Source organism: Streptomyces sp. NPDC058685 (genome assembly GCF_042714725.1).
Classification (GTDB): domain Bacteria; phylum Actinomycetota; class Actinomycetes; order Streptomycetales; family Streptomycetaceae; genus Streptomyces.
This window is the reverse complement of sequence record NZ_JBHXSL010000032.1, coordinates 41,348-59,102: the sequence shown is the minus strand read 5'-3', so window position 1 is coordinate 59,102 and position 17,755 is coordinate 41,348. Positions and strand designations below refer to the sequence as shown.

At 69.8% G+C, this 17,755-nt stretch carries 17 protein-coding genes and 1 riboswitch; of the genes, 7 read left to right on the top strand and 10 right to left on the bottom strand.

From position 1 onward, the window contains the following. Positions 1–37: 37 nt before the first annotated feature. The 5 genes from ACFWU3_RS23965 to ACFWU3_RS23945 all read right to left on the bottom strand — a co-directional run bounded on the left by ACFWU3_RS23965 (position 38) and on the right by ACFWU3_RS23945 (position 5,778). Entirely contained in the window at positions 38–1,816 is a 1,779-nt protein-coding gene (locus ACFWU3_RS23965; RefSeq protein WP_384441145.1) for an ABC transporter substrate-binding protein, read from the bottom strand. 105 nt (positions 1,817–1,921) lie between these two features. Next, on the bottom strand, positions 1,922–2,920 hold the full coding sequence (locus ACFWU3_RS23960) for an ABC transporter permease (RefSeq protein WP_384441142.1): 999 nt from the start codon (positions 2,918–2,920) through the stop codon (positions 1,922–1,924). A 451-nt stretch (positions 2,921–3,371) separates the two neighbouring features. Beyond that, entirely contained in the window at positions 3,372–4,157 is a 786-nt protein-coding gene (locus tag ACFWU3_RS23955; RefSeq protein WP_384441139.1) for an enhanced serine sensitivity protein SseB C-terminal domain-containing protein, read from the bottom strand. Positions 4,158–4,239: 82 nt separating this feature from the next. Continuing rightward, positions 4,240–5,019: an enhanced serine sensitivity protein SseB gene (locus tag ACFWU3_RS23950; RefSeq protein ID WP_384441136.1), complete on the bottom strand. Its 780-nt coding sequence runs from the start codon at positions 5,017–5,019 to the stop codon at positions 4,240–4,242. Between the two features lie 84 nt (positions 5,020–5,103). Then, positions 5,104–5,778, bottom strand: a complete 675-nt coding sequence (locus tag ACFWU3_RS23945; RefSeq protein WP_384441133.1) for an AAA family ATPase — start codon at positions 5,776–5,778, stop codon at positions 5,104–5,106. Between the two features lie 210 nt (positions 5,779–5,988). Continuing rightward, a riboswitch (glycine riboswitch) is annotated at positions 5,989–6,086 on the top strand. Between the two features lie 149 nt (positions 6,087–6,235). Between ACFWU3_RS23945 and gcvT the strand changes: the two genes are divergently transcribed. From gcvT to ACFWU3_RS23925, 4 genes are all read left to right on the top strand, one after another. Continuing rightward, positions 6,236–7,351, top strand: coding sequence for a glycine cleavage system aminomethyltransferase GcvT (gene gcvT / locus ACFWU3_RS23940; protein ID WP_384441130.1), 1,116 nt, complete (start codon positions 6,236–6,238; stop codon positions 7,349–7,351). Between the two features lie 58 nt (positions 7,352–7,409). Further along, positions 7,410–7,787, top strand: coding sequence for a glycine cleavage system protein GcvH (gene gcvH, locus ACFWU3_RS23935; RefSeq protein WP_313943963.1), 378 nt, complete (start codon positions 7,410–7,412; stop codon positions 7,785–7,787). Positions 7,788–7,818: 31 nt separating this feature from the next. Beyond that, the gene (gene glyA, locus ACFWU3_RS23930) at positions 7,819–9,078 is read left to right on the top strand and encodes a serine hydroxymethyltransferase (protein ID WP_384441127.1); all 1,260 of its coding nucleotides are present in this window, start codon (positions 7,819–7,821) and stop codon (positions 9,076–9,078) included. A gap of 148 nt (positions 9,079–9,226) precedes the next feature. After that, complete coding sequence (locus ACFWU3_RS23925) at positions 9,227–10,594, top strand: L-serine ammonia-lyase (protein ID WP_384441124.1); 1,368 nt, start codon at positions 9,227–9,229, stop codon at positions 10,592–10,594. A gap of 69 nt (positions 10,595–10,663) precedes the next feature. Here the strand turns inward: ACFWU3_RS23925 and ACFWU3_RS23920 are convergent, their stop codons facing one another. Further along, on the bottom strand, positions 10,664–10,879 hold the full coding sequence (locus ACFWU3_RS23920; RefSeq protein WP_384441121.1) for an EF-hand domain-containing protein: 216 nt from the start codon (positions 10,877–10,879) through the stop codon (positions 10,664–10,666). A 92-nt stretch (positions 10,880–10,971) separates the two neighbouring features. Here ACFWU3_RS23920 and ACFWU3_RS23915 point away from each other — a divergent pair, with 92 nt between their 5' ends. From ACFWU3_RS23915 to ACFWU3_RS23905, 3 genes are all read left to right on the top strand, one after another. Beyond that, entirely contained in the window at positions 10,972–11,610 is a 639-nt protein-coding gene (locus tag ACFWU3_RS23915; protein ID WP_384441118.1) for a GNAT family N-acetyltransferase, read from the top strand. 181 nt (positions 11,611–11,791) lie between these two features. Continuing rightward, entirely contained in the window at positions 11,792–12,523 is a 732-nt protein-coding gene (locus ACFWU3_RS23910) for a tRNA-dependent cyclodipeptide synthase (protein WP_384441115.1), read from the top strand. Then, on the top strand, positions 12,498–13,694 hold the full coding sequence (locus ACFWU3_RS23905; protein ID WP_384441112.1) for a cytochrome P450: 1,197 nt from the start codon (positions 12,498–12,500) through the stop codon (positions 13,692–13,694). Before ACFWU3_RS23910 ends, ACFWU3_RS23905 begins: the two co-directional genes overlap by 26 nt. Positions 13,695–13,760: 66 nt before the next feature. Here ACFWU3_RS23905 and ACFWU3_RS23900 read toward each other — a convergent pair whose 3' ends face one another. The 4 genes from ACFWU3_RS23900 to ACFWU3_RS23885 form a co-directional block, all read right to left on the bottom strand. Next, positions 13,761–14,951: a YncE family protein gene (locus ACFWU3_RS23900; protein ID WP_384441109.1), complete on the bottom strand. Its 1,191-nt coding sequence runs from the start codon at positions 14,949–14,951 to the stop codon at positions 13,761–13,763. After that, a complete protein-coding gene (locus ACFWU3_RS23895; protein WP_384441106.1) occupies positions 14,951–15,766 on the bottom strand; it encodes a polysaccharide deacetylase family protein in 816 nt (271 codons plus the stop codon). Before ACFWU3_RS23895 ends, ACFWU3_RS23900 begins: the two co-directional genes overlap by 1 nt. Before the next feature lie 420 nt (positions 15,767–16,186). Continuing rightward, the gene (locus ACFWU3_RS23890) at positions 16,187–16,699 is read right to left on the bottom strand and encodes an ATP-binding protein (protein WP_384441102.1); all 513 of its coding nucleotides are present in this window, start codon (positions 16,697–16,699) and stop codon (positions 16,187–16,189) included. Between the two features lie 261 nt (positions 16,700–16,960). Continuing rightward, complete coding sequence (locus ACFWU3_RS23885) at positions 16,961–17,731, bottom strand: enoyl-CoA hydratase-related protein (protein WP_313943973.1); 771 nt, start codon at positions 17,729–17,731, stop codon at positions 16,961–16,963. Positions 17,732–17,755: the final 24 nt, after the last annotated feature.

Below are 17,755 nucleotides of genomic sequence, written 5' to 3'. Positions count from 1 at the left end.
TAGCGGGTGTGGCACTGGAACGTGAACTGACTGGGTTTTACTTGACGACGCCGAGCGAGGCGTAGTCGTAGCGGCCGTTGTAGGCGTCCGCGGTGTAGGCGTTGGTGAGGCGGGTGCTGCGCCAGGTGATCGTCTTGTCGTAGACGAAGGGCAGGTAGACAGCGGCCTCGGAGACCTTCTGGTTCATCTGCTTGTAGATCTCGCCGGCCTTGTCCGGGTCGGTCTCCGCGATGGCCTGGTCGAAGAGCTTGTTGATCGCCGGGTCGTTCAGCTCCGAGAAGTTGTTGTTACCGCTCTGGAGGATGAAACGGCCGTCGACCAGCGGCTGGGAGAAGCCCTGTCCGGACGGGAAGTCCGCACCCCAGCCCATGATGATGATGCCGTAGCCCTTGTCCTTGACGACCTTCGGCGAACCGATGATGCCGGACGTCTGGGCGCCGTCGAACTGGTCGACCTGGGCGTCGATGCCGACCTGCTTCAGCGCGTTCTGCAGGGAGACGGCCGTGGCGACCTCGACCGGCTTGTTGTTGCGCACGGCGATGGTGGTCTTGAAGCCGTTCGGCTTGCCACAGGCCTTCAGCGCTGCCTTGGCCTTCTCGACGTTCGGCTTGCTGTCGTTCTTCAGGACCTCGTACGGGTCGTACGACGGGTCGGCGCCCTTGATGCCCGCGGGGAGCATGTTCGGGGCGATGTCGCCACCGGCCTGCGGGCCGCCACGGGCGGTCTGCAGGGACTTCTTGTCGGCGGCGTAGATGACGGCCTTGCGGCACTCGATGTTGTCGAACGGCGCCACCGTCTGCGGGAAGACCGCGTAACGGATGAAGCCGGTCTGGCCGTTGTCGAGGTTGCCCTTGTGCTCGCGGATCGCGGTGGTGCGGGCCGCCTGGCCGATGCCCGTCGCGTTGATGTCGATGTCGAAGTCACCCTTGAGCAGGCGCTTGTCCATGTCGTCCGCGTTGGTCATGAAGGTGACCGAGATGCTGTCCGGGAGCGCCTTGCGGATCGTGTCCGACGAGGCCTTCCAGTTGGCGTTGCGCGACAGCTTCATCGACTTGTTCGGCGCGTACGAGTCGATCTTGTACGGGCCGTTGGAGAAGGGCTTCAGGCCGTACTTGGCGGCGGTGTCCTTCTCCTTCTTGACCGGAGAGGCGGCCGGCATGGCGAGCATCTGCTCGAAGTCGCCGTTCGGCTTCGGGAGCTTGAAGATGATGGTCTTCGCGTCCGGCGTCTCGATGGCCTTCAGGCCGAGCTTGTCGGCGGACTTGTCCTTGTAGGGGCCCTTGTACTCGGACTTCGGGTCCAGGACCTGCATCAGGTAGACCGGGCCGCCGGAGATGACGTCCTGGGCCCAGGTGCGCTCGATGCCGTACTTGATGTCCTGCGAGGTGACGGGCGTGCCGTCCTCCCACGTGACGTCGTCCTTCAGCGTGTACTTGTAGGTCTTGCCGTCGGGCGAGATCTCGGCCTTCGCGGTCGCGAGGTCCGGCACGAGCTCGGTGCTGCCCGCACCCGGCGCCGGCTTGAAGCTGACCAGCTGGCGGGTGTAGTAGCGGGCGAAGTCCCACATGAAGCCGTAGTAACCGCGCTGCGGGTCCCACGAGTCGGCGTCCTGGGTGCCGACGAACTTGAGCTCACCGCCCTTCGCGGTGGACGCGTTGGCGACCTTGCCGATGCCGGCGTTGAAGCCGGGCGTCTTGCCGGCTCCGTCCTTGTCGTCGTTCTTGTTGCCGCCACAGGCCGTGGTGGTGAGCAGGGCCGCGAGCACGACAGCCGTGCCTGCGGCAAGCCTGCGCTTCGACGTGCGATGGGTTGTCACGATGCTCGCAACCTCCGTAGTAGTCACGGCCCTTGAGGGCCGCGGGTTCTGGGCTATCGCTCCTGACTGGTGGCAGGGGCTGTGGTCCGCAGGGCTTGCGGTGGTTCAGCGGGATCCCTTGGGATCCAGCGCGTCCCGTACGCCGTCACCGAAGAGGTTGAAGGCGAGCACGGTGATGAAGATCGCCAGACCCGGGATGATCATGAACACCGGGTCGTCCTCGTATGTGCGTACGGCCGTCTGGAGCATCTCGCCCCAGGACGGGGTGGGCGGCTTCACTCCGACGCCCAGGAAGCTCAGCGCTGCCTCGGTGAGGATGTTGGTCGGGATCATCAGCGTCGTGTAGACGGTGATCGGCGCGACCAGGTTCGGCAGCAGCTCACGGAAGAGGATGTAGGACCGGCCGGCTCCCAGGCTGCGCGCCGCCTCGACGTACTCGCGTTCGCGCAGCGACAGGGTCTGGCCGCGCACGATGCGGCCGATGTAGGGCCAGCCGAAGAAGCCGATCACCAGGACCAGGACGGCGATGCGCAGTCCGGAGCCGGAGAACCCGAGCAGTTCGTTCGGGGTGACGGAGATCAGGGCGATGATGAAGAGCAGCTGCGGGAAGGCGAGCAGAAGGTCCATGACCCGGCTGATCGCCGCGTCCACCCAGCCGCCGAAGTAGCCCGCGATGACACCGAAGAGGGTGCCGAGCGAGACGGCCACGAAGGCGGACAGGAAGGCGACCAGCAGCGAGATACGGGCGCCGTAGATGATCCGGCTGAAGACGTCACGGCCGTTGACCGGCTCGACTCCGAGCAGGAAGTCGGAGCTGATGCCGCCCCAGCTTCCGATCGGAGTGCCGAGGAGCGGGTCGATCTGGTCCTCGTGCAGTTCCTCCGGCGGGTGGCCGAACGCGTCCACGATCAGCGGAGCGAGGAGCGCGACCAGGACCAGCAGGAGCACCACGACCCCACCGGCCAGCGCTACCTTGTCCCGCTTGAGGCGGACCCAGGCGATCTTCCAGGGTGAACGCCCCTCGATGTCCTTCTGCGGGACATCGGCGGCGACATCGACGGCCGCGGTCTCGGCCGCGCTCGTGTCGTGCAGTGGTGCCGTCATCGTGGTGGGGACCCCTCTCGGCCGGTGGTGACCGACCCATGCCCGCCGCTGTAGCGGCTTCGTTCACATCAGTGGTGCAGTTGTGTGTGGTGCGAGGAAAGCTTGAAGAAGCAGGTCGTACACGGGACCGAAGGGTCCTTGTTGCGGGGAGTCTTCAACGCTGCCGCGATCACCCGCCAGACCCCTCGGGGAATGTTTGCGTAAACGTGATGAGGGAAGCAGGTTTCCGTTATACGGACGGGACCGCCGACTGAGCGGAACGCCAAACAGCCCATATGGGACGGAAGTTCACCGATGCACCGCCCGTCACGCAGAGGCGGCTCATTCGAATACAAGGTGCTTCACGGGTTGCGCACACACAATCCGACCAGAACATCCGCGCGGGGCATGGAAAGAGGACGAATTCGCCCTCGGGAGCAGCGTGGTGGAAAAACGGCCGGGGCCGGTCGGTTCAGTGGCCGTGGGGCGGCGGATAGCCGTAACCGCCGCCCTGCGGGGCGCCGTGCGCATCACGGTCGTAGAACGGCCGGGAGTTGGCCCGCAGCCACATCGTGACGGGGTCGTACTCGTCGGACATCGCGACGGTGGACACCGGCAGCCCCTCCGGGACGGCCGCGATCGACTGCTGCATCATCGTGCGGACCGCGTCCACCGACTGCCGCCCCGTGTCGTACAGATCGAGACCGATCGCCAGATACGGGGCGCCGAGCGCGGGCTGCACCCAGGCGCGGCGCAACGAGCGGACGGCCGGGGTGCGGTGGGCGTTCTGCGAGAGCAGGGCGTAGAACTGCGGGATCTCGATGGCCGGCTCGGACAGCCGCAGCGGTCCCGCGGGCATCCGGTCGAGGCCCGTGGCGATCCTGCGGAGATCGGGCCAGGGGATGCCCACACCGCCGCCGGGGGCGTGCGGATTGAGCCAGATCCCCCAGCGGTCGGGGTAGAGGGCGCGGGCGATGTCGAGGCCGCCGACGACCTCGTGCGCGCGGTTCCAGCCGGAGACGGCGAGCTCCTGGGCGGAGGTGACGCAGGGGGCGTAGCCGACGCCGTCGACCTCCATGTTCCCGTACTGGGCGTCGGGCGAGCCCGCACGGCCGTGCCAGAGCAGCATCCAGACCTGGCCGCTCGCCGGGTCCGCCAAGGCCTTCAGCAGCGCCTCGTACGCGTCGTAGCGTCCGGGAGTCACCTGGCGCAGCATGTGCTCGACCTGCCCGGCCGCCGCGGTGCCTGACGCACTCACTCTGGGTTCCGCCCCTCTTCGCATCACGATTCAGCAGGCCATGAAACCAGCTTAATCGGCCGTTTCGACACCGACTTGACGACTACACGTGCTCTCGTTGGTAGAACGGCCGCACCCGCGCCAGCATCCAGTCGGCGACGGGGTCCTGGGCGACGTCCAGCAGGACGAGGCTGACCGGCCAGCCGACCTGGACCCTGCCGAGCGCCCGACCGAGGGCGTCCATGGGCGCGTTGCTGCCGACCGCGTCCCAGTCGGACAGCTGCACACCGATGAACAGCGTGGGCGGATCGCCCTCGATGGACGCGAGCGCCCGCCGGGCGGTGACGACGACTCCGGACTCCTGGAACTCCCCGGCCGCGGCGGCCAGGAAGTCGACGGGCTCCTCCTGCCAGTCCGGCTCGAACAGCCGTACCCGCCCGCCGCTCGCCCCGGCCTGCGGCCCGCCCGGTTCGTGCCGTCCGGCCCGGCAGAGTTCGGCCACGGCGGACGGCGGCAGCGGGGTGCCGACGACACCGCCCGGGTTGACGGCGATGCCGAGCTGCGGGGGCAGCCCGCGGGCGAACTCGCGCGCGGGCGCCACGGTGAAGGGCATATGGCTGCCCACACAGGTCAGGAACTGGTGCTCGGAGCTGAAGACCGGCACATACGCCTGCCCGTCGATCTCGGTGGTGGGCAGATCGAGGTTCGGACTGTCCGGGCCGCCGCCGTTGGGCAGCGGCACCCAGAGGAAGCTGCGGCCGAGGACCTCCACGAGCCGGCCCCCGGCGGCCGGGTTGCCGAGCGAGGCGCCGAGCACCTCTTCGAGCTCGTTCGCCGGCCAGCCGCCGGACGGATGCGGATGCGCCTGTCCCGGAATGGTCATGTGCTGGTCTCTCCCCCGGCTCTCCTCTGTGCTTCCCCCGACCCTAGTGCGCGCACCGGCCGGGCCGGGGACGGGGCCGGGCGATCACTCCTCGCCGAAACCGACCCGTGACAGCACGGTCGCCGCGTCCCGGTCGAGCAGCACCGCCGAGGCGCAGCCGACGGGCAGCTTCCCGGCCTCCGCGTCGCCGATCAGCCGGCCCACGGCCCGCTGGTGCCGGGCGAAGGCGTAGCCGGACACCCCGCGGCCCCGCGCGCGCTGTCCCTGCCGGGCGATGCCCGGGGAGACGTCGAGGAGGACGAGGTGGAGCGCGCTGCCGCGGCGCCGCGCCTCCCGGCCCAGCCAGCGCCGCACCCAGGTCTGGGTGCCGCAGTCGTGCACGACCACGCTCTCGCCGGAGCGCAGGGCCCGGCGCAGGCCCGCGTAGTGGGCGAGGCGGACGAAGGGCCGGTAGACGGCGTACGGGAGGAGCCTCGGCATCCTCGCGTCCCACCGGTCCCGCGTGTCCTGGGAGTCGATCCGCCGGCCGCTCGCCGCGCGCCTGATCAGTGTGGACTTCCCGCTGCCGGGCAGGCCCGACACCACCACGACGTCGCCCGCGGCGAACCGCAGGCTGTGCGGGCTGCGGCCCGCGCGGTCCCGCAGGTCACGCAGCACGGGCGCCGCCCTCAGGGCGTCGCCGACCTCTCGGGCGGGTACCTGCGGCGGCGCAGGCACTCCCGCGGCGGTCGCATATGCACCGGACTGCTGCAAAGTCATCACCCTCCCCCTGTCGGGTCACCCCACACACTTGCCCATGGAGCGTAAAGAAATGGTAATGCGACGAGGTCGATTTGCCGCTGAGGAGCGCCGCGCCGTCCGCAGAAAGCTTCGGAGCCGTCCGCTCCGTCCCCGTGGCCTCCGGCCTGGGGGGAAGCCGTTCGGCGCGATGCGTGCAATGATGTGCCCGCCAACTGCATACCGGCCGCTTGAATCCACGCGGGAGAGTCCTGGCCACTGTGTGCGCCGGGCGCCGAAGGAGCAAGTCCCTCCCTTGAATCTCTCAGGCCCCGTACCGCGTGTGATGAGGCAGATCTGAAAAGCGAGCCGCGTTCGAGTGGCTCCACCCAAGGTGCAAGTCACGACCACCAGTACGCGTGGTCGGGACGAACCTCTCAGGTTCCGATGACAGATGGGGAGGATTGTCCTCGCCGGCCATGCCCTGGGAGTCACATCCATGACCAGTTCCCCCCGTCTCACCGCCCTCGATGCCCTGCATCGCTCGCTGGGCGCGACCATGACCGACTTCGCGGGCTGGGACATGCCCCTGCGGTACGCCAGTGAGCGCGACGAGCACACCGCGGTCCGCACCCGCGCCGGTCTCTTCGACCTCTCCCACATGGGCGAGATCACCGTCACCGGCCCGCAGGCCGTGGACCTGCTGAACTACGCGCTCGTCGGCAACATCGGCACCGTGGGCACCGGCCGTGCCCGCTACACGATGATCTGCCAGGAGGACGGCGGCATCGTCGACGACCTGATCGTCTACCGCCTCGCCGACACCGAGTACATGGTCGTCGCCAACGCGGGCAACGCCCAGATCGTGCTGGACGCGCTGACCGAGCGCGCCGCGGGCTTCGACGCCGAGGTCCGTGACGACCGCGACGCGTACGCGCTGATCGCGGTCCAGGGCCCCGAGTCGCCCGGCATCCTGCAGTCGCTCACCGACGCCGACCTCGACGGGCTGAAGTACTACGCGGGCCTGCCCGGCACCGTCGCCGGCGTCCCGGCGCTGATCGCCCGTACCGGCTACACCGGCGAGGACGGCTTCGAGCTCTTCGTCCAGCCGCAGTACGCGGAGAAGCTGTGGCAGGCGCTGACCGAGGCGGGCGCCCCGGCCGGACTGATCCCGTGCGGGCTCTCCTGCCGCGACACGCTGCGCCTGGAGGCGGGCATGCCGCTGTACGGGCACGAGCTGACCACGGCGCTCACCCCCTTCGACGCCGGCCTCGGCCGGGTCGTGAAGTTCGAGAAGGACGGCGACTTCGTCGGCCGTCAGGCGCTTCAGGCCGCCGCCGAGCGGGCCGAGACCGCGCCGCCGCGCAAGCTCGTCGGCCTGATCGCCGAGGGCCGCCGGGTGCCGCGCGCCGGGATGTCCGTGGTCGCCGGCGGCCAGGTCGTCGGCGAGGTCACCTCGGGCGCCCCGAGCCCCACGCTCGGCAAGCCGATCGCGATGGCCTACGTGGACGCGGCCCACGCCGCGCCGGGCACGGAGGGTGTCGGGGTCGACATCCGCGGTACCCATGAGCCGTACGAGGTCGTCGCGCTGCCGTTCTACAAGCGCCAGAAGTGATCGTCCGCACTCCCCCCTCGTTTCCCAGCACTCCCCCGCGTACAGGAGAATTCAGGCCATGAGCAACCCCCAGCAGCTGCGCTACAGCAAGGAGCACGAGTGGCTGACGGCCGCCGAGAACGGCGTGTCGGCGGTCGGCATCACGGAGCACGCGGCCAACGCGCTCGGCGACGTGGTGTACGTACAGCTCCCGGACGTCGGCGACACGGTGACCGCGGGCGAGACCTGCGGTGAGCTGGAGTCGACCAAGTCCGTCAGCGACCTGTACTCCCCGGTCAGCGGTGAGGTCACGGAGACCAACGAGGACGTCGTCAACGACCCGTCGCTGGTGAACACGGCCCCCTTCGAGGGCGGCTGGCTCTTCAAGGTGCGCGTCTCGGAGGAGCCGAAGGATCTGCTCTCCGCGGACGAGTACACCGAGTTCTCCGGCAACTGACCACCCTCACGACAGGGACTGTGATTCCGCGATGTCGATTCTGAACACCCCTCTTCACGAACTGGACCCGGACGTCGCCGCTGCTGTCGACGCCGAGCTCCACCGTCAGCAGTCCACCCTCGAGATGATCGCCTCGGAGAACTTCGCTCCGGTCGCGGTCATGGAGGCCCAGGGCTCGGTCCTCACCAACAAGTACGCCGAGGGCTACCCCGGCCGCCGCTACTACGGCGGCTGTGAGCACGTCGACGTGGTCGAGCAGATCGCCATCGACCGCATCAAGGCGCTCTTCGGCGCCGAGCACGCCAACGTCCAGCCCCACTCGGGCGCCCAGGCGAACGCGGCCGCGATGTTCGCGCTGCTGAAGCCGGGCGACACGATCATGGGTCTGAACCTCGCGCACGGCGGGCACCTGACGCACGGCATGAAGATCAACTTCTCCGGCAAGCTCTACAACGTGGTCCCGTACCACGTCGACGCCACCGGCCAGGTCGACATGGCCGAGGTCGAGAAGCTCGCCAAGGAGTCCAAGCCGCAGCTGATCGTGGCCGGCTGGTCCGCGTACCCGCGTCAGCTGGACTTCGCCGCCTTCCGCCGGATCGCGGACGAGGTCGGCGCCTACCTGATGGTCGACATGGCGCACTTCGCGGGCCTTGTCGCCGCCGGGCTGCACCCCAACCCGGTGCCGCACGCCCATGTGGTCACCACCACCACGCACAAGACGCTCGGCGGCCCCCGCGGCGGTGTGATCCTGTCGACGCAGGAGCTCGCCAAGAAGATCAACTCCGCGGTCTTCCCCGGCCAGCAGGGCGGCCCGCTGGAGCACGTCATCGCGGCGAAGGCGGTCTCCTTCAAGGTCGCGGCCGGTGAGGAGTTCAAGGAGCGCCAGCAGCGCACCCTGGACGGCGCCCGCATCCTGGCCGAGCGTCTCGTCCAGGCCGATGTGACCGAGCACGGCGTCTCGGTCCTGTCCGGTGGCACGGACGTGCACCTGGTCCTGGTGGACCTGCGCAACTCCGAGCTCGACGGCCAGCAGGCCGAGGACCGGCTCCACGAGCTGGGCATCACGGTCAACCGCAACGCGATCCCGAACGACCCGCGGCCGCCCATGGTGACCTCGGGCCTGCGGATCGGCACCCCGGCGCTGGCCACCCGCGGCTTCCAGGACGAGGACTTCCGCGAGGTGGCGGACATCATCGCCGAGGCGCTGAAGCCGTCGTACGACAGCGACGCCCTGCGCGCCCGGGTGTCCGAGCTCGCCGCGAAGCACCCGCTGTACCCCGGTCTGAAGTAATTTCGTACTCTTTTCGACAGGAAACCTCGGGGCACCGCGCACACTGGGCTGTGAGCGCGGTGCCCTCCCCCTTGTTCCGCCTTGTTCCGCGCCTGCTCGCACCACCCCGGCAGACAACGGCGTCTACCAACGTTCTAGGAGTCACCCCGTGGCCATCTCGGTCTTCGACCTGTTCTCGATCGGCATCGGCCCGTCCAGCTCCCACACGGTCGGCCCGATGCGCGCGGCCCGTATGTTCGCCCACCGTCTGAAGAACGAGGGCGTGCTGGACCGGACCGCCACCGTACGGGCGGAGCTGTTCGGCTCGCTCGGCGCCACCGGCCACGGCCACGGCACCCCCAAGGCCGTCCTGCTGGGTCTGGAGGGGCACTCGCCCCGCACCGTCGACGTCGAGTCGGCGGACGGCGAGGTGGAGCGCATCCGCACCGAGAGCCGGCTGCGGCTGCTCGGTGTGCACGAGATCGACTTCGACTTCGACGAGCACCTGGTGCTGCACCGCCGCAAGACGCTGCCGTACCACGCCAACGGCATGACGGTCTTCGCCTACGACAGCGAGGGCGCGAGCCTGCTGGAGAAGACGTACTACTCCGTGGGCGGCGGCTTCGTCGTGGACGAGGACGCCGTCGGCGAGGACCGGATCAAGCTCGACGACACCGTGCTGAAGTACCCCTTCCGCACCGGCGACGAGCTGCTGCGCCTCACCCAGGAGACCGGCCTGTCCATCTCCGCCCTGATGCTGGAGAACGAGAAGGCCTGGCGCACCGAGGAGGAGATCCGCGAGGGTCTGCTGGAGATCTGGCGGGTGATGCAGGCCTGCGTCTCGCGCGGCATGTCCCGCGAGGGCATCCTGCCGGGCGGCCTCAAGGTCCGCCGCCGCGCCGCCAACTCCGCCCGCCAGCTGCGGGCCGAGGGCGACCCGCTGGCCCGCGCGATGGAGTGGATCACGCTGTACGCGATGGCCGTGAACGAGGAGAACGCGGCGGGCGGCCGGGTCGTCACCGCGCCCACCAACGGCGCCGCGGGCATCATCCCCGCCGTGCTGCACTACTACATGAACTTCGTGCCCGGCGCGGACGAGGAGGGCATCGTCCGCTTCATGCTCTCCGCCGGCGCGATCGGCATGCTGTTCAAGGAGAACGCCTCCATCTCCGGCGCCGAGGTCGGCTGCCAGGGCGAGGTCGGCTCCGCCTGCTCGATGGCCGCGGGCGCGCTCGCGGAGGTGCTCGGCGGCAGCCCCGAGCAGGTCGAGAACGCCGCGGAGATCGGCATGGAGCACAACCTCGGTCTGACCTGCGACCCGGTCGGCGGACTGGTGCAGATCCCCTGCATCGAGCGCAACGGCATGGCCGCGGTGAAGGCCGTGACGGCGGCCAAGATGGCGATGCGCGGCGACGGCAGCCACAAGGTGTCCCTCGACAAGGTCATCAAGACCATGAAGGAGACCGGCGCGGACATGTCGGTGAAGTACAAGGAGACCGCGCGCGGCGGACTCGCGGTGAACATTATCGAGTGCTGAGAGCCGCGACCGCGGCACCACAGTACGGCCCCCGGCGCTCCGCCGGGGGCCGCGCGTGTGTCCGCTGCGTCAGGCCTTGTTCAGGTGGGCCCAGAACTCGTCGAACGACAGGAGCTTGTCCTTGTCGGTGTCCTGCGCGGCGATCACGGCCTCGGCCACCGACTCGGTGACGTTCCAGTCACCCATCTGTGCCATGGCCGACTTGTACTCGGCCGCGGTGATGAAGCCGTCGCCGTCCGCGTCGTAGCGATCGAACGCCTTGCGTGCTTCCTCGATGTCCGCCACGGGTCCACCCCTTCTTGGTGCATTACTGACGGGGGTCAGATTATCCGCAGGGCGCCTCACCGGTTCCGGCGGCCGTCCCCGACCATGGACGGATGAGCGACGAGCTGGCACGGATACTGGCGGCGGCCGCGCGCGGGGACTTCCCGCCGCCGGACGGAGCGACCCGGGTGATACGGCAGCCGAGCGCGCGGGACGCCGGGGTGATGGCGTTCACCGCGCACTCGGTGATCTTCACGGACGAGGATCCGGCATGGGTGCGGGCCGAGTTGGCGGCCACCGACGCCGACCGGCTGGCGGCCGCGATGAACCCGTCGTTCCTGGCCGCCCTGATGGCCCGGACGGGCCGCTCCACGAACACGATCGACCTGGTCACGGTGGCGGGCGCGCTGCCGGGCGGACCGGACATCCCCTTGCGGGAGATCGAGGATCCGGACCACCCGCGGGTGGCGCGGGCCCTGAAGGTCCGGGACGGCGTACGGGTGTGGGCCGCGGACGGCGGGGTGCTGGTGCTCGGCCGGGGAGTCGCCGGCCGCTGGGAGTGCGCCGTCGAGGTGGACGAGGAGGTCCGCGGGCGGGGTCTGGGCGTCGCGCTGGCGCGAGCCGCCCGCCATCTGGTGCCGGACTCGGTGGTGTGGTCGCAGCAGTCGCCGGGCAACGCCCGCAGCGTGCGGACGTTCCAGACGGCCGGCTTCCGTCCGGTCGGCTCCGAGGCGCTGCTGACCGCCAACTGACAGGGCATCACATCATATTCCGCAGAGCGGAAGATGTTTTTCGGTCCCACCCGGAGCGGATTCCGCCAAACCCGCGGCCCCCTTCGTCACTCTCCGCCGTCGGCGGCTAACTTCATGGCGTCGCCGCCACACCAGGAGCACAGGGCTCCCAGGGACAAGCGGCGCAAGGGTGATGTCATCAGTGACGATCACAACCGACTCCTTCACGGTCCGCCCCTTCACCCCCAACTGCCGTCTCCTGGTGGACGAGGGCGACCATGTCCTGATCGGGGTCTCCCCCGGCAACAGCTACTTCTCCGCCCGGCGCATCACCGAGCTCGCCCGCTGGGCCGCGCCACGCTTCACCGCGGTGGACTTCGTCTACGCCGATCTGCATGTGGCCTCCGTCTTCGCCGCCCTCGGCCACGCCCCCGAGCAGGCCGTCCGGCGCGCGTCCAAGGAACTCAAGGCGGTACGCCGGCGGATCCTGGGCGGCGTGGAGGCCGCGGGCCCACCGGGGCGGCGGATCGGCGTGCGGGCGCTCTCCGAGTTCGCCGGCGATCCGGTGTACGCGCTGCTGCACCGTCGGGTGCGCCACTTCCTCGCCACCGACGAGGAGTTCCGCAAGAGCTGCGACCGCATGGTGCGGCAGTTCCTGGCCCCCAGGATCGGCGAGGGCGGGGCCGTCACACCCGAGCAGCGCTCCGCGTGCCTGGACTACATCGCCGCCGAGCTCCCCTTCTTCCTCGACACCCCGGGGATCCTCGCCGTCCCCTCCTCCGTCTCCTGCTACCACGCGCTGATGCCGCTCACCGAGCTGCTCTTCGGCAAGGGCGGCGGACTGCGGGCCGCCCGCAACCAGGGCTACGCCGTCGTACGGCCGGACGGACCCGGAAGGAGCGCGGACGATGGACACCGGACAGCTGCAGCTTGACTTCCCGCTCTCCCGGCGGGGCGACGTGCTTCCCGCGGAGTGCGCCGCACTGCGCGAGAAGGCGCCCGTGGCCCGGGTGCGGACCCTCACCGGCGATCAAGCCTGGCTGGTGAGCAGCCATGCCCTGGCCCGCCAGGTCCTGGAGGACGACCGCTTCGGTCTGAAGGAGACGGCCTGCGCGGACGCCCCGCGGCAGTACGCCCTCACCATCCCGCCCGAAGTCGTCAACAACATGGGGAACATCAACAGCGCCGGGCTGCGCGGCGCGGTGATGCGTTCGCTCAACCCGCGTGCGGACGACGGACTGCGCGGCTGGCTGCGCACCCGGGCCGACGAGCTGATCGAGGGGCTGCTCGCCGAGGGGCCGCCGGTCGATCTGCGGGCCGCCTTCGCCGACCCGTTCTCGGCGGCGCTGCACTGCAAGGTGATCGGGGTCCCGTTCCGCGACTGGCGACGGCTGATGTCCGGGCTCGACATCGCGTTCATGACCAGCGCCCGGCCCTTCGACGGGGCCGGACTGAACTGGTACAAGGACCTCGACTACATGGTCGAGCGGCTCAATGTGCCGGAGGCGGAACGCACCGGTCTGCTCGGCCGGCTGGCGGCGCTGCGGGAGGACGAGGAGTCGGCGCATCTGACCGACGAGATGCTCGCGACCGTCGCCGTGTCGCTCTTCGGCGCGGGCGCCGTCTCCACCTCCGCCTTTCTGCTGCTCGCCGTCGTCGCGCTGGTGCAGCGGCCGGAGCTGATCGGGTACCTGCGGGACCATCCGGAGCGGATGGGGCCCGCCGTCGAGGAGTTGCTGCGGTGGAACCTCTCCATCGGCGACGGACTGCCGCGGCTCGCCCTGGAGGACGTGAAGCTCGGTGACGTGCTCGTCCGCAAGGGAGAGCTGGTGCTCGTCCTGGTGGAAGGGGCCAACTTCGACCCGGAGGTCTTCGAGGACCCGGACCGTCTGGATCTGGAGCGCACGCCCAACCCGCATCTCTCCTTCGGCGGCGGACGGCACTTCTGCCCGGCCTCCGCGCTGGGCCGGCTGCACGCGGAGACGGCGCTGACCGCGCTCGTGACCCGGCTGCCGCGGATGCGGCTCGCCGTGCCCGAGGAGCAGTTGGTGTGGCGTACGGGCTTCATCAAGCGGCTGCCGGAGAGGCTGCCCGTGCTGTGGTGACACCCGCGCGCCCCGGTGCCCGGCGAGGTGCCGGGACCGGGGCGCGGCGGCGCCGGGGTGACGGCGTCAGCGGAAGACGCCGGTGTGTCCGAGCGAGTAGCGGCCGGGCTGCGGGTACACGGCGAGCCCGTGCGGCCCGCTGCCGACGGGGATACGGGCGAGCTGCTTGCCGCTCGTGGTGTCGATCGCGTACACCTCGGCGTCGTAACGGCCGGACAGCCACAAGACCTTGCCGTCCGCCGAGACACCGCCCATGTCGGGGCTTCCCCCGCCGGGCAGCCGCCACTTCTTCGTCAGCCGGTTCCGCGCGAAGTCGAAGACCGAGACGGAGCCCTCGCCGCGGTTGGGGATGTACATCTCCCGGGAGTCGCGGCTGATGTAGAGACCGTGGGCGCCCTTGCCGGTGGGCAGCAGCACCGGGGTGGTGAACTTCTCGCCGTCCAGCACCCAGACGCCGTGCGCCACCATGTCGGCGATGTAGAAGGTCCTGCCATCCGGGGAGATCTTCACGTCCTGCGGCATCGCGCCGGTGAACGGCAGCTTCTGCCGGCCGATGACCTCCATCCTCTCCGTGTCCACCTTGAGCAGCTCGGCCGAGAACTCGCAGGAGACGATGAAGTAGCGGCCGTCGGCGGAGAAGTCGGCGTGGTTGACGCCGTAGCAGGGGACGGGCGTGGTCTTCAGCGGGGCCATGGTGTGCGGGTCGCGGAAGACGAGCTGACGGTCCAGCGAGGCCATCACGACGGCGTACTTGCCGTTGGGCGTGAAGTAGAGGTTGTACGGGTCGTGCACCTCCACCGGCTTGCCCGCCGCTCCGGTGGCCGGGTCGATGGGCGTGAGCGTGTGGCCGCGGTTGTTGTTGACCCACAGCGTCTTCAGGTCCCAGGACGGGACGACGTGCTGCGGCTGGTTGCCGACGGGGATCGTGTCGATGACCTTGTAGGTCCTCGGGTCGATGACCGAGACGGTGTTGGAGTTGGTGTTGGGGACGTAGACCCGCGAGGGGAAGCCCTTGACCGCGGGCGAGAACATGCCCGGCCGGTCCGCGGCGTAGACGTCCTTCGGGTTCAGCACCGGCGGCATGCCGGGCAGCGCGGCCGGGACCGCCTTCCTCGGCGGTGCGGGGGGCGGCGGCGCGGTGGTGCTGCTGTCGGCCCGCGTCGGGCCGGCGGGCGAGCCGCAGCCGGCGAGGAGGGCGAGGAGGGCGCCGGCGACGACCGCGCCGGCCCGTCGCGTGGCAGGGAGTCTCGGGTGCATCAGCTCAGCAGCTCCGTGGTGGTGACCGCGTGCAGGCCGCGGCGGTCGAGTTCGGCGAGCAGGGCGGGGAGGGCGGCGACCGTGTCCGGGTAGCCCAGGTGCAGGCTGACCACCGAGCCGGGCCGGATCTGCCCGGCGACGTTGCGGGTCACGGCCGTCGCACCGGGCGAGGTGAAGTCCAGCGAGTCGACGTCGTACGAGAGGACATGCGGATAGCCGGCCCTGCGCGCGAGCCGGACGAGCAGTGGGGTGGCGTACTGGGCCCGGGAGGGGCGGAACCAGGTGCCGATCGATCCGGTGAGCCTGCGCAGCCGCTGTGCGCAGTCGGTGATCTCGGCGTAGGCGTCGGCCTCGGACATCTCCGAGATGCTCAGATGGCGCTGCGTGTGGTTGCCGAGGTCGTGTCCGCCGTCGAGGATCCGCCGGGCCAGCTCCGGGTACTGGTCGAGCCAGCTGCCGACGGCGAGCACCGTGAGCCGGGCCCCTGCCCGCTCGGCCTCGGCGAGCACGGCCCGGGTGACGGCCGGGTCGCCCTGGCCGTGGAAGGTCAGGGCGACCCGGTCACGGTCGCGGGGACCGTTGCGGATCTGCGCGGGCTGCCCGGGAAACCGGCGCGCGGCGGGAACGGGACGCGTGCCGCGTGCCGACGGGGCGGGGGCGGCGGGCGGTACGGGCTTCCGGGCTTCCCCCGGGTTCTCGGGCTTCACCGGCTGCGCCGTGGGAGGACCGTCGTCGGTGCAGCCCGTGGCGAGGGCGCCGGCCACGGCCGCTCCCGCTCCTGCGCGCAGCGCGCCGCGACGGTCGATCAAGGTCACGAAAAGGCACAGTAGGTGCTCATCGGACAAAAGATAACGATTGCATCAGAAAGGCTCACCCGTCCGGCCCGCACCCAAGGGAGGTCCGGGCCAAGGCAACCGGCGAAACACCTGATCCAGCTCCCATTAACTCGATATTTACCAGGTGGGTGGCCCACCTCACCTATGATTCACTTCTCCTTGGTCAATATTTGCCCGATTATGCCGGAGTAGGAGTTTTTGGCATCGAGTCGCCCGTCTGCCATAGTCGGAAACACGACCCCCATTGACCCGGGCCAGGTCGTCTTCGGACGCCGTGGAAACACCCCCCCGTTCCACGGCGCCGTGCAGAAGCCCCCGACGCGCCGCACCCCGGCCCGTACGGGGGTTTCTGCGTGGCGGCACGCAAAAAGGGGGCCGCACCGATGGCGCGGCCCCGCGTCAGGAGGAGAGGCGGTCCGTCACCCGCATCTCGAACCAGGTGGTCTTGCCCCGCGGCAGCAGATCGACGCCCCAGCGATCGGAGAGCTTGTCGACCAGGAAGAGGCCGCGCCCGCTGGTGTCCAGCTCCTGGACGGGCATCAGACAGGGCAGCCCGCGCGAGGGGTCACGGACCTCGATCCGGATCCAGCCGCGGCGGCGCAGCATCCGCAGGCCGAAGACCCGTGCGCCGGTGTGCCGCACGGCGTTCCCCACGAGCTCCGAGACCAGTAAAACGGCGTGCTCCGCGGTCTGGGCGGAGAGCGCCCACTGGCGCAGCACCACGCACTGGGTCAGCCGGCGCGCGGTGGCGGCCGACTCGGGGCGCGAGGGCAGCCGGACCTCTTCCTCGGTGGGGTCACCGAACAACTCGATGACTTCGAGGGTCTGTTCGCCCTCGGCCACAGGCATCCAACGCGCTGCGGTGGCACTGCCGCGCTGCCGCATGTGTTCCACACCTTCGAGGCCCGCCATGCTCCCATCATGGCCGCAACAGGCGGCCCGCGTGGCTGTTCCCGCGGAATAGAACCCCAGGAACGAGGCATTCCGAAAAGACCAACTGGCATATGACTCCGGCGACATACGGGTGCATTCACCCCGCCTGAGCTGCACTGACGCACGGTCGGCGAATGATCACCGAGCGCAGCGGGCGTACGCCGCTTAAGTCTGCCTTAAGGTCCGGTTAAGACCCACACATGGTTGACGGGGCACTCGAAGGTGTCAACTGACCAGAATTCAGAGGAACTTGGCCTTGCCCGGGCCTTCCTCCACAAAACTGCGCATACCGCGCTCGCGGTCCTCCGTCGCGAACAGGCCTGCGAACCAGTTCCGTTCGATCGCGAGGCCCGTCTCGATGTCCGTCTCCAGACCGGCGTCGACGCACTCCTTCGCGGCCCGCAGCGCCAGGGCGGGTCCCTGGGCGAGCTTCGCGGCCCAGGCGTGCGCCTGCTCGTAGACCTCGGCGGCCGGGACCACGCGGTCGACGAGCCCGATCGCGAGCGCCTCCTCGGCCTTCACCTGGCGGCCGGTGAAGATGAGGTCCTTGGCCCGGGACGGGCCGACCAGCCGGGACAGCCGCTGGGTGCCGCCGGCGCCCGGGATCAGCCCCAGCAGGATCTCCGGCTGACCGAGCTTGGCGTTGTCCGCCGCGATCCGGAAGTCGGCGCAGAGCGCCAGCTCGCAGCCGCCGCCGAGCGCATAGCCGGTGACGGCCGCGACGACGGGCTTGGGGATACGGGCGACCGCGGTGAACGACTCCTGGAGCGCACGGGACCGCACGACCATCGCCGCGTGATCCATGACCTGCATCTCCTTGATGTCCGCGCCGGCCGCGAACACCTTCTCGCCGCCGTAGAGGACGACGGCACGCACGTCGTCCCGGCGGCCCGCCTCCTCGGCGAGCTCGCGCAAACGGTTCTGGATGGCGATGTCCAGCGCGTTCATCGGCGGGCGGTCCAGCCGGATCGTGCCGACACCTTCGGAGACCTCGAGATTCACAGTCGTCATGCAGGCAGGTTAACCGGCGCTAAC